Annotated in this window: 16 protein-coding genes; 8 read left to right on the top strand and 8 right to left on the bottom strand. The window is 36.5% G+C overall.

Annotation, left to right across the window (positions count from 1 at the left end):
• Positions 1–134: 134 nt before the first annotated feature.
• From HMPREF3031_RS02370 to HMPREF3031_RS02350, 5 genes are all read left to right on the top strand, one after another.
• Entirely contained in the window at positions 135–530 is a 396-nt protein-coding gene (locus HMPREF3031_RS02370; RefSeq protein WP_002480385.1) for a hypothetical protein, read from the top strand.
• A 95-nt stretch (positions 531–625) separates the two neighbouring features.
• The gene (locus HMPREF3031_RS02365; RefSeq protein WP_002480384.1) at positions 626–1,738 is read left to right on the top strand and encodes a YibE/F family protein; all 1,113 of its coding nucleotides are present in this window, start codon (positions 626–628) and stop codon (positions 1,736–1,738) included.
• Positions 1,735–2,517 (top strand): YibE/F family protein, encoded by a 783-nt coding sequence (locus HMPREF3031_RS02360; protein WP_002480383.1) that lies wholly within the window; start codon positions 1,735–1,737, stop codon positions 2,515–2,517. The genes HMPREF3031_RS02365 and HMPREF3031_RS02360 overlap by 4 nt, the downstream gene beginning before the upstream one ends.
• Before the next feature lie 80 nt (positions 2,518–2,597).
• Positions 2,598–2,870: a hypothetical protein gene (locus HMPREF3031_RS02355; protein ID WP_002480382.1), complete on the top strand. Its 273-nt coding sequence runs from the start codon at positions 2,598–2,600 to the stop codon at positions 2,868–2,870.
• A 358-nt stretch (positions 2,871–3,228) separates the two neighbouring features.
• Positions 3,229–3,525, top strand: coding sequence for a HesB/YadR/YfhF family protein (locus tag HMPREF3031_RS02350; protein ID WP_002480381.1), 297 nt, complete (start codon positions 3,229–3,231; stop codon positions 3,523–3,525).
• 89 nt (positions 3,526–3,614) lie between these two features.
• Here HMPREF3031_RS02350 and HMPREF3031_RS02345 read toward each other — a convergent pair whose 3' ends face one another.
• On the bottom strand, positions 3,615–4,622 hold the full coding sequence (locus HMPREF3031_RS02345; protein ID WP_002480380.1) for a LysM peptidoglycan-binding domain-containing protein: 1,008 nt from the start codon (positions 4,620–4,622) through the stop codon (positions 3,615–3,617).
• 518 nt (positions 4,623–5,140) lie between these two features.
• Between HMPREF3031_RS02345 and HMPREF3031_RS02340 the strand changes: the two genes are divergently transcribed.
• Complete coding sequence (locus tag HMPREF3031_RS02340; RefSeq protein ID WP_002480379.1) at positions 5,141–7,615, top strand: 5'-nucleotidase C-terminal domain-containing protein; 2,475 nt, start codon at positions 5,141–5,143, stop codon at positions 7,613–7,615.
• Positions 7,616–7,705: 90 nt separating this feature from the next.
• Here the strand turns inward: HMPREF3031_RS02340 and HMPREF3031_RS02335 are convergent, their stop codons facing one another.
• Entirely contained in the window at positions 7,706–8,485 is a 780-nt protein-coding gene (locus HMPREF3031_RS02335) for an arylamine N-acetyltransferase family protein (protein WP_002480378.1), read from the bottom strand.
• Positions 8,486–8,591: 106 nt separating this feature from the next.
• Here HMPREF3031_RS02335 and merB point away from each other — a divergent pair, with 106 nt between their 5' ends.
• Positions 8,592–9,191 carry an organomercurial lyase gene (merB, locus tag HMPREF3031_RS02330; protein ID WP_002480377.1) on the top strand — a complete coding sequence of 200 codons (600 nt, stop codon included), beginning with the start codon at positions 8,592–8,594 and terminating at the stop codon, positions 9,189–9,191.
• A gap of 71 nt (positions 9,192–9,262) precedes the next feature.
• Here merB and HMPREF3031_RS02325 read toward each other — a convergent pair whose 3' ends face one another.
• Positions 9,263–10,411, bottom strand: a complete 1,149-nt coding sequence (locus HMPREF3031_RS02325) for a bifunctional cystathionine gamma-lyase/homocysteine desulfhydrase (RefSeq protein ID WP_070724576.1) — start codon at positions 10,409–10,411, stop codon at positions 9,263–9,265.
• Positions 10,412–10,426: 15 nt separating this feature from the next.
• Entirely contained in the window at positions 10,427–11,332 is a 906-nt protein-coding gene (locus tag HMPREF3031_RS02320) for a PLP-dependent cysteine synthase family protein (RefSeq protein WP_070724575.1), read from the bottom strand.
• 310 nt (positions 11,333–11,642) lie between these two features.
• Here HMPREF3031_RS02320 and HMPREF3031_RS02315 point away from each other — a divergent pair, with 310 nt between their 5' ends.
• Positions 11,643–12,431 carry a CPBP family intramembrane glutamic endopeptidase gene (locus HMPREF3031_RS02315; protein WP_180363386.1) on the top strand — a complete coding sequence of 263 codons (789 nt, stop codon included), beginning with the start codon at positions 11,643–11,645 and terminating at the stop codon, positions 12,429–12,431.
• A 109-nt stretch (positions 12,432–12,540) separates the two neighbouring features.
• Here HMPREF3031_RS02315 and HMPREF3031_RS02310 read toward each other — a convergent pair whose 3' ends face one another.
• The 4 genes from HMPREF3031_RS02310 to HMPREF3031_RS02295 form a co-directional block, all read right to left on the bottom strand.
• On the bottom strand, positions 12,541–13,872 hold the full coding sequence (locus HMPREF3031_RS02310) for a sodium-dependent transporter (RefSeq protein ID WP_002480373.1): 1,332 nt from the start codon (positions 13,870–13,872) through the stop codon (positions 12,541–12,543).
• Between the two features lie 305 nt (positions 13,873–14,177).
• Complete coding sequence (locus HMPREF3031_RS02305) at positions 14,178–14,741, bottom strand: TetR/AcrR family transcriptional regulator (protein WP_002480372.1); 564 nt, start codon at positions 14,739–14,741, stop codon at positions 14,178–14,180.
• Positions 14,742–15,022: 281 nt separating this feature from the next.
• Positions 15,023–15,748 (bottom strand): alpha/beta hydrolase, encoded by a 726-nt coding sequence (locus tag HMPREF3031_RS02300; RefSeq protein ID WP_002480371.1) that lies wholly within the window; start codon positions 15,746–15,748, stop codon positions 15,023–15,025.
• Between the two features lie 158 nt (positions 15,749–15,906).
• Positions 15,907–16,407, bottom strand: coding sequence for an isoprenylcysteine carboxyl methyltransferase family protein (locus HMPREF3031_RS02295; RefSeq protein WP_002480370.1), 501 nt, complete (start codon positions 16,405–16,407; stop codon positions 15,907–15,909).
• Positions 16,408–16,754: the final 347 nt, after the last annotated feature.

Here is a 16,754-nt window from a genome sequence, read left to right as displayed (position 1 = left end):
GTAGAGGTTTCTTTGTTTGTTAATTTTGACTCTTAAATCATTTGAATTTCTATTAAACAAACGCTTCCAAAAATGACTACTTTATTATAGATTTAAAGTTATAATACAAATAAAAGATAGAAAGGAACTTTTCAATGCGTTACAAACTTAAAGAAAAAGATTTATTAGAATGTTTGAAACTTCATCATCCAGAACATGAATTTAAAGAGGGACGCTTACTCGTCGGTCAAAACAAACGTAACAATTTAGAAATTTATTATTTAGGAGAAGAAGATTTTTTCGCAGTGGTGACGGTTGATTTCTTCACTTTTGATTTCCTTGAAATAGCACTCGTAGACAAGACAAGCATTGATGAAATTTATTTGAAAGATGGTTTGCTGTATAGAAAAATGTTTGTGAAGGTCGGCGATGAAATCGTGAAATATAGTACATCTCGAATGTTGCTCACGGACTTCCAACAAGCACATTATAATAAGTTCATTGACGGACAAAAAGAACGTGTTATTTATAAAGATGGAAAGTTTTTGTAAAAATAATATATTTGAAATCATTGGCATTCTGCTTCCATTAAGCTTATAATCACGTTGTTAATATTTGATTGAGAATCTTAGAAAGGGTGACGATTATGTCATTCAAACAAAGACTGCATCAGCCGTTTTCTTGGGTGTTGATCAGCTTTGCGGTTATTTTTATCGCAAGTCTGCTATTCACATTATTTAATGCCCGTTTTTACCACATGCCTATTGGTGAAATTACAAAAATTCATCACCAAAAGTCGGTTGATGTAACGGATGAACATCATAATCAAGATACAAAATATACGGAACAGCTTAACTTCAAAGTATTAAATGGAAAGTTCGAAGGTCAAACCGGAACCATTAAGCACACTTATTATCAATCACAAGTGGACTCTGAAAAGTTTCATGTGCATAATAAAGTGCTGTTACATATTAATAAGCATCCGAATGATGCGACGATTATAGAAAAGAAACGCGATACATTAGTGGTAGCCATCACTGGTATCTTCTTACTGATAGTATTATGGGTTGGCCGCAAAGTCGGCATACAATCAATTTTATCGCTGATTATTAATAGTGGCGCTATCTTAGGCGCCATTGCGATTCACAATGCGGTACCCTCAGTCAGCCTCTTTTGGTTAATGAGTTTGGCAGTGATACTAGCAACTGTCATTACATTACTGTTAGTCACAGGTTGGCATTGGCGGACACTCATTACCGTTATCAGTACTCTATTCGGCACCTTTATTTGTGTCGGTATTGCAGAGTTGGTGATTCAAGCTACAGGCGGTTCTGGTATTAAATATGAAACAATGGATTTACTGACATTACCGCCTAAAGAAGTCTTTATGGCTTCAGTAATTGTCGGTACATTAGGTGCTGTGATGGATGTAGCAATTACTATCGCAAGCGGTATGTATGAAATCAAAGAACGTACACCTGCGATTGATTTAAAAAGGTGGGCACTAGCCGGCCGACATATCGGCCAAGATATTATGGGTACGATGACTAACATCTTACTCTTCTCTTATTTAGCAGGCAGCTTGCCGATGATGTTGATCTATTTAAGAAACGCCAATACGATTACCTACACTATTTCTATGAATTGGTCATTAGAAATTGCACGTGCACTCATTGGCGGAATTGGTATTGTGTTAACGATACCTGTCACGATTTTATTAATGGAACTCTGGGTGAAAGTAAGGGGTGAGCAAACATGAATGCGGTAGTTATTTTAGCCTTAATTCTTTTGATTTTAATGATCATCTTCGGTGGTAAAAAAGGCGCCATTTCTTACGCCATGTTATTTCTGAACTTTGTCTGTGTATTGCTTGCTTTGATTGCGATTGTATTGCAGTTACCCATTCCGATTATCGCTTTAATCTTCTGCATAGTAGTCGCAAGTTTGAACTTATTTGGTTTAAATGGCAATAATGTTAAAACACAAGCTGCCTTTTATAGTACTTGTATTACGACACTTGTTTTATTAAGCGCAATATATCTAGCCGTGGCATTCGGTCATTTACAAGGGTTTGCGGCCGAACAACAAGACGAAACCTACGTTTACTCTATGAATATCGGTATTAACATGGTTCAGTTTATGGTCTTCACCACCTTGCTTGCGGTCATTGCGGCAGTGGTAGACCTTGCCATAACAATCAGTTCACCAATGTATGAATTAAGCGAAACGAACCCTGAATTAAATCGACGAGAATTGTTTAAGTCAGGCATGCGTATAGGCAGAGAAATTTTAGCTACTTCCGCAAATACCATTTACTTAGCATACTTTGGTGGCCAATTAACGTTATTCTTTTGGTTCTTTAAATTGAATTACTCTTTCGGCCATATCATTAACTCTAAAATATTCGCACAAGAATTTGTTTCTATCCTATTTGGAGGCATCGCGGTTGCGATGAGTATACCGATTACCGCCTGGATAACTGCTTGGCTAATCAAACGTCAAACAAAAGCTAAAGTCGTTCAGACTACACAAAACTAAGGTGAGTCAATCTATCGTCATACATTTTGCACAATGTTATAATGTGTAGGTATCTAATCAGGATAGGAGGTTTATTTTTCATGGCAAAACAACCTAAATCAAAATTACGTCGTTTATCTAATACGTTAAATATTGTCGGTTATGGTATTGAAGCTTATAATGCTTATGCCTATGATTCTAAAAATCGTAAATTATCAAGCATCGGTTTAGCGATTAACGTCACAGGAGGCATTCTTGATTTCTATACAGCATTAAAATCAGGACGCTTCCTTACAAAAGTATTCTCATTCGCTAACTTAGCAACAGTCGTTGTCACTTCTTATAACCGCTTCAAATCATTAAAATCAAAATAAATTTAAAATGAAGGCTCTATTTTATGTCACTTGGATATAAAATAGAGCCTTCATTTTTTCGATGATACAACTTATTCCATTTATTCTATTTGAAGTTCCACTGAATTAAATCGCTGTCTTTGGTAGTTATGACAACCTATTCATCCAACTTAACACACAAAGTTTCACTTTCATTCAACTAATTTGTCCAATCTATTACAACTGATTATCAATTCATTTTTTAATAGCTTTAAATACAGATTGTACAAGACTTTTCTTCAAAAGACTGCTATAATCGGTGGTAAATAGAGATATATTTCAATAGTACTTCTGCCTATCGACACAGTTTAGTATGCAGCAACACCTAGGAGGTAACAACATGAAACTTCAAATCACTGACGAAGCATTGAAATGGTTTAGAAACGAATTAGACTTAGAGCCAGGAGATAAGGTCAACTTCTACGTACAAGCTTATGTACACACTGGTTTACATGAACATTTTACAACTGCATTCAAGATTGAACCGCATGACAAAAACGCATCTGTATCAGTTACAGTCGACCGCATCACATTCTATATCAACGATTCTGATGAATGGTTCTTCAAAGGGCTAGACTTATTAGTAGATTACAACTCTGAAACAGATGAAATTGAATACAAAAGCACAAAACTATAAAATAACGAGAGGTATTGGTATAACCAGTTCCTCTCGTTTTTCATATTAAAAACCCAGAGGCCTATCCACCTCTGGGTTTAACATCCAAATTAATGAATGAAATTATAATAGCCGACTTGGCTTGCTGGAATTGTACGGTAAGTTGTGTAACCTGGGTTGCCTGTAAAGTTCATTTCAGACACCAATACACTGCCGTCACCATTAATACGTTCTACGAAAGCAACATGGCCGAAGTAACCTGCATCTGATTGTAAGATTGATCCTACTGTCGGGTTACGGTCTACTGTGTAACCATCTGCACGTGCTGCATTGTCCCAATTGTATGCATGCCACCAGTAAGTACTGATTGGTTTGCCGATTTGAGCACGACGGTTAAACGTATGCCATGTACATTGACCCCAGTCGTATAAATTAGAGTGATTGAAAACTGGTGAATAGTATCCACCTGTTGATGTTGATACACCTGGTGATGGCGAATTTGTATTCGCTGCAGTTGTACCTGTCACTTTTAATTTTTGACCTGGATAAATAAAGAAGTTATTCAAACCATTTAAACTCATAATGTTTTGGTAAGTTGTACCGTATTTAGATGCGATCAATGATAATGAATCACCTGGTTGCACTGTATATACTGAACCACCTGAAACACGTGTCGTATTAGAAGTTGTCGTACTGTTAGATGCTGTACCTGACACCTTCAATACTTGTCCTGGATGAATTAAGAAACCGTTTAAACCATTTAATCGCATAATATTTTGGTAAGTTGTACCGTATTTAGACGCGATTAATGATAATGAATCACCCGGTTGTACTGTATAAGTTGAACCACCTGAAACTGATGATCCACCTGAAGTACGTTGACTGCTTGTATTAGCAGAACCAGCTACTTTTAAGACCTGATTCGGGAAGATTAAGTTTGAACTTAAGTTGTTTAATGATTTAATGTTCGCAATTGACGTATTATGACGTTGAGCAATTGACCATAAAGAGTCACCAGCTTGGACTCTATAAGTCGTAGCTGCATCTGCAGCTCCAGCTGTTGCGATAGCGGAAACCGCACTTGTTCCTACAACAGCAGCAATAATTTTCTTTTGCAATGGAAATGCCTCCTGACAATAGTATATTCTCTCTTTCAGTCTTGAATCTTCTGTTCTGCCCCAACAGAAGTTCAATAACCGTTTTCTCTCTTTTCCACCTATACACTTAATTATTATACACATCATTGAGCAAGGCTATATTATTATTAGATGACATTTGTATTACAAAAGATTCTTTTAACTTTTTTAAATAGTAATGTAAGCGCTTAACTTATTGATGTAATAGCTTTGTGTAGACCTAATAATCCTGAATCTCATACTATTCGTATCTCTTCTATTTAATACATTTTTGAAAGGTTACAGCCTCATAACGTATTCAAAAACCTACTTTTCAAGAAGACTTTCTATCTTTTATTATCCAATACAAAGCTTCATCATATTAATCACACAATTTGATTAAATAATTTACAAAATTAACAAAAAGACAATACCCCTCTACAACTTTCATTGATAAGATAGTGTTGTATGCATGACATGCATATATAACTTCATACGAGATATAGAAAAGGAGGCTCCTCATGCACAAGCTACTTATCAGAACCTGCTTCTTAGTTGCGATGTTGTTCATGGTATTCAGTTTCACAAGTTTCGCGGCAGAAACAACGCAACCTGAAACTAATACAACAGATGTAAAAGTCGAACAGCCGGCACCGACACCTGCATCTGACACAACAACGCAATCAACACAAGCACCTGTACCTGTCCAATCATCAGCTTCACCAGAACAACCTGCAGAAGATGTTGCGTCAAAGACTGATTCAAATGAACCGGCAGTGACAACAGAACAGGCACCTACAGATAAAACAACACCACCGGCAACACAAACACAGACGGTTGAACCTAAAACAGAAGCAACCGTTCAATCAAATGAACCAGCGCAAAAGACAGCACCTTCAACTGAAGCTACTCCAGATACAACACCAGCTGTAACTGAACCTAAAGCAGCTGAACCGGCACCTACAACGACACAACACACGAAAATTCTTCACACGAACGATATGCATGGACGTATCTTAGAAGAAGACGGACGTGTCATCGGGATGGCTAAATTAAAAACAGTCAAACAACAAGAAAATCCTGATTTAATGTTAGATTCTGGTGATGCTTTCCAAGGCTTACCAATTTCAAACAATACGAAAGGTGCAGACATGGCAAATGCTATGAACGAAGTAGGTTACGACGCAATGGCAGTCGGTAACCATGAATTTGACTTCGGTGTTGAACAAGCACAAAAGTACAAAGAACAATTAAACTTCCCTATTCTTTCCGCAAATACATATAAAGATGGGAAGCTTATGTTTGACCCTTACACAATCGTGAACAAAAATGGGATTAACTACGGCATTATCGGTGTGACGACACCAGAAACAGCTGTCAAAACACACCCAGATAACATTAAAGGTGTCACATTTACAGAACCGATTCCTGCTGTCCAAAACATCATGAATCAAATTAAAGCTCAAACAGATATCTTTGTTATTTTATCCCACCTAGGCATTGATCCTTCGACTAAAGCAGAGTGGCGCGGAGATACACTTGCGGATACACTCGCACGTGACCGTCGTTTCTATGACAACGAAATCATCGTATTAGACGGCCATTCTCACTCAGTTATTGAAAATGGCAAAATTAATCGTAATACTTTACTAGCACAAACAGGAACAGCACTCGCTAATATCGGTAAAGTTGAATTCAATTATCAAAATGGGACTATCTCTAACTTGAATGCTTCATTAATCAACGTTAAAGATACAGCAGATGTTACACCAGACCCTGTTTTACAACAACAACTTGATGAAGCTAAAGCGAAATTCGAAGCTCAAGTTTCAGAAGTAATCATTCCTAATAATACAATTCAATTCCAAGGTGAACGTGATGACGTGCGCAGACACGAAACAAACTTAGGTAACGCAATTGCGGACAGTATGGAAGCATACAGCCAAAACGGCTTTTCCCATCCTGCTGATTTCGCAGTCACAAATGGAGGCGGAATCCGTGCTTCTATCGACAAAAACCAAGATGTTACACTAGGCGATATCATTACTGTCTTACCTTTCGGCAACACGATTTCACAAATCCAAGTCAAAGGGACAGATGTCGAAAAAATGTTTGAACATAGTTTAAGCGCACCTGTTGAAAATGGACAATTAGGCGCTAACGGCGCGTTCTTGCATATTTCTAAATCAATTCGTGTTTATTACGATATTAATAAAGCACCTGGCGAACGCGTGTTAAAAATCGAAGTATTAAACAAACAGACACAACAATTTGAAGCGTTAGATCCTAACCGTACTTACTACATGACTACAAATGACTTTACCGCTTCAGGCGGCGACGGTTACGACATGTTAGGCGGTTTACGTGAAGAAGGCGGCTCTTTAGATAAAGTCTTCTCAGATTACTTAAGAGAAGCAGACTTATCACAATACGACACTGACAAAATCAGCCGTATTATCAACGGTCAACCACCTGTGGCACAAACAGAGGAACAAGCAGATACAGAAACACAACCAGCAACTGGCGATACTGCACAACCAGCACCAAATACAACAACACCAGCAGTACCGACACAACCAGCATTACAACCTGTCGCAAGCACACAAACAACGCAACCAACAGCTTCAACTTCAAATGTAATTCCGTTCCCTGCAGCTACAACAACAGCACAAGCAGGTACATCACAAGTTAATGCGTCACAAAACAGCGCATCAATGACAGCACATCAAACAACTACAGCACAGGTTAACTCAGCTGTGACAAACCTAGAGACAATTCAGTCTCATCTAACAACAAAAGCTTCAAATGTTTACCCATTGCATGCCAACCATGCACAACAACAAGCTAAAACAGCTTCAACTACGAAAAATGACTCAAACACTGAACAGACTTTACCGGATACAGGAAGCAATGATCTTCCAGTATGGCCAATCGGTTTAGTACTGACAGGTTTAGGTGTGGCATATATCTCACGCAAACGAGATCATGCGGCATAAAAAACACAGCACAACTTCTGATTTTTCAGAGGTTGTGCTGTTTCTTTTTCTCACTTATGATTTTACTGTTTTCATCTCATAACCGTATGACTATTCAAATGTCTGAATCGTCATTTCAGGAATTCCAAAGTACTTTTCTAAGAATGCTTGATAATTATCAGGCGTTGTATCTTGAACAGTCTTCTCACCATTGACCAATAATGTTAAATGATTTTCAGTCAACGTATTACGTCCGACTTCGGTTGCTATTGTGATCAATAAACCTTGCACAAAGATAGAATCTGGACTGGATTGGTTAAATTCAATGCCATCTTTAAAATCATCTAATTGTTTCGGCTCATTTAATACACGATAACTAGTCTGCCATTGATGATTATCATTAGACCATTTTTCAATATCATAATGTGTCTCATCGACGTGATGCACACGATAACTGCCTGTCACGTCCTGCATACTCGTTTCATCCATCGGCAACGCAAACTTCGGCATATCTCCAAAACCGACATCTACAACATACGGTACACCTTCAATTACGACTTGAAGTGACATATGCGAACCTTCACGCGCCCACCCTTTTGGACTTAACACAGTTGCAGATAATGCCTTCACTTCAAAACCTTTATATTCCAGATAATGTTTAAAGAAATAATTCATTTCATAACAAAAGCCTCCACGTTGTTCATCAACAACTTTATGCATCATCGCTTCATCTGTTAACGCAAGCGGCCAGCCATTTTGTACATTGATATTCTCAAAGGGTACATGCAGCGCATATTGTCTGATATAGGCATTTAATGTTTCTAAACTTGTATCATGGTATTGATCAGTATCTATTTCTAAATATTGTTCTAGTCTTGCAAAATCCACCATACTTTATCTTCCCTTTCTATATATTTTGTTTTATTTGTTTAATATGTTTAATAGGCGTAGAATTAAATCGAAATTATTACGATTAAAGAGAAAGGAGTCGTTTTAGATGCATTACTTTAATTTTGATGCGTTACTTACACCGCATGAACATCAACAAAGACAATCTTTAATTCGAGAGATTGTTAAACAACCGACTACTCCCCCTGCATTTACAGACGCTTATCAAACATTACTTGATAAACATGTGATTGTTGTACAAGACCACCTTATCACTTGTCTCTATCCTTTTGCGACACATCCAACTTCATTTAAAGTTCAGCTTTCAGATCATACCACTGTCTATGCGATGTGTGCGATTGATGCATTAGGCATTCACTATGCCTTGAATGAACCGATTCATATAGAAGCACAATGCGCAGAAACGAAAGAACCGATTCAAATCTCACTTAAAAACGGTCAACTTAACACTGAGAATCCAGCTATCTATGTATTATTTAAAAACTTATGTTCAGAAACACAGTGTGCAGACAGTTGTTGTCCTGAAATTCAATTTTTCATCAATAAAAACGCATTAGATCAATACTATCACACACATATCAATCAAAATATTGCGGTCGAAAATCATACAACTTATCACGCTTTACCACTTACTGAAGCAGATACGGTTGCTAAAGAGATTTTCGAAATTCGCGAAATCAATGAATAGCAAATTGCTTAAATAATAAAGGTGCCTCTCCGACTTGGAAGGCACCTTTATCTATACATCTTTATATGAAATTATTTTTGTAATTGGTCTAAAGCTTGTTTTAAATCAGCGACTAAGTCTTCTGTATCTTCAATACCAACAGATAAACGGATTAAACCGTCTTCAATACCTTCTTTTTCACGTACTTCTTTTGGAATAGAAGCGTGTGTCATTAGAGCAGGTACTGAAATTAAACTTTCCACTGCACCTAAGCTTTCAGCTAATGTGAAGTATTCTGTTTCACGAATCACTGCCTTTGCGGCATCAATATCACAAACTACAAATGACACAACACCTGTATGACCTGATGCTTGGTTTTCATGTACATCGTGATTTGGATGACTTTCTAAGCTTGGATGATATACTTTTTGAACATTAGGGTGTTCCGCAAGCATTTTCGCAACTGCCACTGCACTACGGCTGACTTGTTCCATACGTAAACCTAATGTTTTAATACCACGAATTAATAAATAACTGTCTTGTGGTCCAAGCACACCGCCTGTTGAGTTTTGAATGAAGCCAAGACGTTCAGCTAAATCTTCATCGCTTGTTGCGAGTAAACCACCGATAACATCACTGTGGCCACCGATATATTTAGAAGCAGAATGTAAGACAATGTCTGCACCTAATTTTAATGGATTTTGGAAATAAGGAGACATGAATGTATTATCCACTACAGAAATTAAATCATGCTTTTTCGCAATTTCTGCTGAAGCTTTAATATCCGTCACACGTAATAATGGGTTAGATGGTGTTTCAACCATTAACATTTTTGTTTCTGGTTTAATCGCTGCTTCAATTTTTTCAACTTCTGTTGTATCTACAAAGTCCGCATCAATACCGAAGCGATTGAACACTTTTGTCAACACTCGGAATGTACCGCCGTAGACATCAGAATTCACAACGATGTGATCACCTTTATCTAATAACATGATAACTGCAGACATCGCGGCTACACCTGAGCCGAATGCGAAACCAAAATGTCCATATTCTATATCTGCAATCGCACTTTCTAGGGCAGCACGTGTTGGATTACCGCTACGTGAATATTCATAACCCTCACGCAAATCCCCGATATCATCTTGTAAATAAGTGCTTGTTTGATAAATCGGTGTCGTTACCGCACCTGTATAATCATCTGTTGTATGGCCGCCATGTACCATTTGTGTTTTCTTATTCATAAATCTTTAACTCCTTTACGCCTTATTTTTTCCCGAATAATTAAAAATCGATTTAGACATATAACGATCACTGCCGTCTGGGAAGACTGTGACAATCGTTCCTTTGTCTATACGTGCTTTAATTTCTAATGCACCTTGTAATGCAGCACCTGAGGAACTGCCTACTAACAGTCCTTCTTGTAGCGCAAGTTGTTTTACATTATGAAAGGCATCTTCATCTGTAATAGTTAAAATGTCCGTTACTAAACCTTTATCTAAGAAGCCCGGCCATTTTTCAGAACCGATACCTTCTGTGTCATGCAGGCGTTTTTTACCACCGTTTAACACTGACCCGACAGGTTCAACAATGACATTTTTAACACCGTGTTGTGCTAATACTTCGGCAGTTCCTGTAAATGTTCCGCCTGAACCAACACCTGCCACAAAGTAATCTACTTTCGGCAATTCTTTTAAGATTTCTTGTGCCATCGTATCTCGATACGCACCTGGATTATCTTCTGACTCAAACTGATTCGTATAATACGCACCATGTTCAGCCGCATAATCACGTGCCGCTTGTTGCGCACCTAACATACCGCCATTTTGCGGTGTACGAATTACTTTTGCTCCTAATGCTTCCATAATTGAAATCTTTTCTGCCGCAAAACCGATCGGCGCATAAATCACACATTGTAAACTATAGTGGTTCGCCGCAATTGCTAAGCCAATACCCGTATTGCCTGCTGAGGCTTCCACTATTGTGTCACCGCGCTTAATTTGTCCACGTTCCATTGCTTGTTCAATTAAATATTTGCCTAAGCGGTCTTTTACACTGCCGCCAGGGTTGAATTGTTCTAGTTTTGCATAAATTGATACTTTATCATCACTGAACGACTCTAATTTAACCAAAGGTGTATTGCCGATTAAATCAAATCCAATCATAGATGTCCTCCCCGTGAAATGTATGATGACAGGCCCGACTCCTGTTTCCCCATCATTCATTCCCATTATTCCTATCGTACTGGTATGAATTATAGCGCAATGCAGTTGTAAATGCAATTTTCTCTTAAAGTGTAACTTAAAAATATTGATGTAACTTCATTGTGTCTATTCACAAATAATCAAAATAAAATTAAAAGTTAGGAGAGGATGCAACGTGCTTCACACGCACAATACTTTTAAAAACTTCATACAAACTATTTTTCTAGCAATTAAATGGATTATCATATCAATACTACTCATGAGTGCTTTTATGTATAGCTTATTATTTGCGACTGATCACTTTGAAAATCCGATAACACTATGTGTACTTTATATTATTATTCCGATACTCGTTTTATTCGTTTATCAGTATTATTTGAAAATATGTCATATACCTTCTTTATTCAACCCCAAATACGTTCAATCAACAAAATTAGGTTGGTCTATCAAATTTTCCTTGATTACTGTTTCCTATTTTTCCACAAGTATTCTAAGTAGACTTGTTTACACAGGCGAGTCAGAGAATCAAAGGATTTTAAAAGAGCAAGCTGTTGATTTTCCTTCTTCATTTCTTGGTACTAGTTTTAATGCACCTATCATAGAAGAAGTAATATTTAGAGGTATGCTTTTTATCATTATTTTAACCGCCACTTCTTTTCTGTTTAACGAAACTAACCGCAAATCCATGTTTTTGAGAATGGCAATTTATGTAACACTTTCTACAATCATTTTCGGCTTTCTTCATGTGGTAGTCTCAGGCGATTACCAGCATGTTTTCCCTTATTTAGTTCCAGGATTCATTTACAGTATCGTTTTTGCATTAACTAGAGATATCAAAATCACTATCTTACTGCACATACTTAATAATTCTAGCGTTCACCTCTATGAATATGGCTATGAACAAATTAATGTTGTTATTAATATCTTGTTAGTTTTAACTTCACTTATAGGGTTACTTGTCTATCTTAAATCTGATGACTTTAAACAGTTGCGTCATAAGTGGAAGCACCACCAATATATAAAGCTAAAGCGTAAATTCAATAAGGTGGAGACTCCATAAAACTTACTGGATACATTCTCAAATTAAGTTAGATATTGAGGCTAAATAGTAAAGAATTCCCGCTGCATGCATGATGCAACGGGAATTTTCTTTTGTGATTCATTTTATTTTAATTAAAGAATTGGATGACGAAAACTAAGAGTATTACCACAGGCAAGACATATTTAACTAAGTAATACCAAGGCATAAAAATTTTCAAACGATCATTACCAAATACTGATTTCAGGTCTTCTTTTTTCAATAATTGACCGACAAATAAAGTCGTCGCAAGTGCGCCTAAAGGCATTAAAATATTAGAAACTAAAAAGTCCATATTGTCGAAAATCGTACCCGCTAAAAAGTGTACATGACTTAATGTACTAAATGATAAAGTTGCTGGGATACTGATAATAAAGACTAATATACTGCCGATTAAAGCTACTTTACCACGTTTACGGTTGTCATTCTTAGTAAAGTTAGACACATTCAATTCCAGTAATGAAATGGATGATGTTAACGCTGCGAATAAGAATAAAATCAAGAAGATGAAATAAAATCCTGGACCAAAGCTCATTTTCTCAAATACATGCGGCAGTACTTTAAAGAGTAAGCCAGGACCTTCTTCTGGTTTATAACCAAACGCATTGATTGCAGGGAAGATCGCTAAACCTGCAAGTAAAGCCACAATAATATTCATAATTACAATGGATAACGCAGAAGTTTTAATCGTCATTTCTTTAGGGGCATAACTTGCGTACGTAATCATCCCTGTCGTTCCTAATGAGAGGGCGAAGAATGATTGGCCAAGCGCAAAGAGAATACCTTCCATAGATAGCTCTTCCATACGTGGTTCTAATAAGAAACGTACACCTTCAGAAGCACCTTCTAATGAGAGTGAACGTACCACAATTAATATTAAAAAGATGAACAGCAAAGGCATCATAACTTTAGATGCTTTCTCAAGCCCATGCTCAACACCTAACATAACAATTACCATCGTCACTAAGATAAAAGAACCTTGTCCTAACATGGTATAAAGCGGACTTGAGATGACTTGTTCAAATTGAATACTGCCAAGTGTCCCGTCTCTTAGTCCTATTATCTGCATCGCAACTTGTGCGATATAAATCATAATCCAACCACCAACAACGCTATAGAAACCAAATAAGACAAAGACAGCGAGGTTACCGCTCCAGCCGATAACATTTGTCCATTTCTTATTTGATAATTTACCGAAAATAGCGGTTGTATAAGTTCTTCCAAGCTTACCGATTGTAAATTCCATAATGAGTAACGGCAAGCCTATAAAAATTGTAAATATTAAAAACATAAGTAGAAACGCACCGCCGCCATAGATACCAGCCATATATGGGAATTTCCACATGGCCCCTAATCCGATGGCCGAACCTGCGCTTGCTAAAATAAAACCGGTTGAGGTTTTCCACTGTGATTGTTTCGACACGCTGCTCATCCTTTTCTGTTATTTTCAGGTTAAAAAAACTAATTTACTTTAAAGCGTTAAAGCGTTCATGTAAGTAAGTATACTATAACACAAATATAGCAATCCCTCAACTAGCAATTAAACAGAATATCTTGTTGTAACCTTGTCATCATAGGCTTTCTCATATATTTTCGATTTTTTCTATCCCGTATCTCTTAAAGCTACTTAACATTGCTTATGCATTCATTTTCAACTCAAAATGGCATAAAAAAAGATTACCCTTTTGGATAATCTCATCTTGCTTTAAAGTTATGATGGGTATGAACTTATTTGAGTTCCAACAAAGCGTTCAATGTTGATTCAACATCTTTTTCCATAGTATATCTGCGATAGCTTAATTCATCAAAGTAATTAACGAAAGTTGTTCTGATAAAGCCGCTTTCCATGATACCTAACATTAAATCTTTAAACTCTCTGATTGGCATTGAAATATCATTAGCTTCATAATATAGTTCTAAAATACGACTCAATTTACTATGCAGCGTAGCAATACCTTGATACAGTTGTTCTTTAAACTCATTTGGTGCTTGGTTAAATTGTATATACATACGTAAATAACTGATGTTAGGTTTAAAAACCATATCTATGATAAATTGACGTAAGTTTTCTAAAGTACGTTGCGATATATTTTCTTGTAAGTCTAAGATTCTATTAAAATATTGGATAATTCTATTTGAACATGCTTCATAAATATTAGCTTTACTTGGGAAATAATAGTATAAGCTCGCTTTTTTTATAGATACACTGTTGGCTATTTCTTCTAAAGTACAACCATAGTATCCTTTTTTCGCAAATAGCTCAATCGCGTTGTTGACTATTTCGTTTTTCATAACGAAATCCCTCCAATTCATCTTTCTCTTTCTCTTCTTCTTGGGTGGAAATATCTATTTTTCAGGGTAATTAGTTTTTGTTTGTTGATTTACAATCGAATACTCTATATTTAACTATCACAGTCAACACACGGTTCGAGTGTTCGTAGAAAATTTAATAGTAAAAGTACTCTTATGGCCATCTTATCATATACGAACACTCTGAAAAAAACATTATCTTGTATGATTTTACGCTACTTTCGTTGTTAAGTAAAACGGTTTCACAAAAATTCATTTTAATCTTACATAAAATTAATGATTTTTTCTATGATTTTTTGTTTCTCTGTGCTTCTTGTCATTAAATGACCTGAATCCTCAAAACATCCAGTTTCAATATCCGATGCATGAACCAACTTTTTAGCGATGCTATCTACACTTTCCTTATACGAAACATCATCTTTTCCACCGTATAATAACAGCGTCGGTGCTTTGATTCTGCCAAGCTCATTCATGGTTTGATTCACAAACGCTTCAAAATGGGCGGCACCCTCTTGATAAGCAGGCACATATGCCATTTCTTCTGCTTGTTCCTCTTCAGTACAACCAATATAGTATTGTAGTCGTGTACCATAATGGTTCAATCTGCTTAACACACCTTCTGCAGATTTATGATAAGGCACTGACATCCCAATCACACGATCTACGTCAAATTGTTCAGCTATTTTTAATGCAAAAATACCACCTAACGACACGCCAAGAACAGTGATTTTACGGTATCCCTTTGCATGTAGAAAACCATAAGCCGCTTCTGCATCTTCCCACCAATCTCTAATATCATATTGTACGAACTCAGAAACAGGCAGACCATGCCCCCTATAACAAGGCGCATAACAGGTATAACACTCTTTATGTAATGCTTCTGCTACTTCTTTGACATCTTGTACAGTCCCAGTAAAAGAATGCAACAACAACACCGCTTCATCTCCCCCTTCCAAAAAGAGATGTTTCGGTGCTTTCACCTTCAACATACTTACTCACCTCCAACACATTCGTATTAATTCTATTATAGGTTCTCTTTCCTCCTTATTTCCACCTTCAATTAAACGCCATTAAATATTGTAAAACTCTTAACAAAAAAGACTAAGAACGTTTAAAATTTGTTCTTAGTCTTACACCGTTATGTTATTTATTTAAGATGTGCCATCGCGCTTTCTTCTTGTTGAATGCGTACATATAGTGAAACTGCATACGGAATAAGCAGTACACTTACTGGATAAGCTTGTGTTAATAAAATCACACCGATTAATTCAGGAATAATATTTAAGAAGTAATTGGGATGTTTAACGAATTTAAAGAGCCCTGATTTTACAATATGATGTTCTTTAAGTATGTAGACCTTCAACGTCCAAATTGGACCTAGTGTACGAATGACCCAAAACAACATCACATAACTGACGATCAGTAATACGAGGCCAATTTGTGATACTACATTAAATGCGGGTTGAGCGATTGTCGCATAAACAAAGCTGGCCACATAAATTAAAATATGTAATAACGCAAGATATTTTGAGTTCTTTGCGCCATATTGCACTGCACCTTGCGCAATCAATTCACGCTCATGACGAATAGAGATGGATAAAGAGTATAAGCGAATAATAAAGAATAAACCTAGAATCATTAAAACCATAAAAAGCGTAACCTGCCTTTTCTCAAAGAAATAAAAAATCCGAATTTTGAACGATAGCCAAAATCCGGATATCCAACGAATAAGGATAATTGGTTTCATATAGCAGTCAACTAATGAAAATCCATAGAAAATAATTACTTAATTTCCTATTTTCAGTGTAGCGTTTTGTATCTGCATACACCATAAACCAAAGTTTAATAAATTCTTAATTCGAGTTAACAAAATAGATTACAAACGAATGAGAGACTGAATTATATACCTATCTTATTTGTCTTTTTGTTATGCGTTGTTCACCGTTTAGTTTTTGTATATACTACAAATTAACTAACATACATACAATCCCTCTT

Origin of the sequence: Staphylococcus sp. HMSC072B07 (assembly GCF_001815505.1) — a bacterium.
GTDB lineage: Bacteria > Bacillota > Bacilli > Staphylococcales > Staphylococcaceae > Staphylococcus > Staphylococcus simulans.
This window is presented reverse-complemented; position numbering and strand designations above follow the sequence as displayed.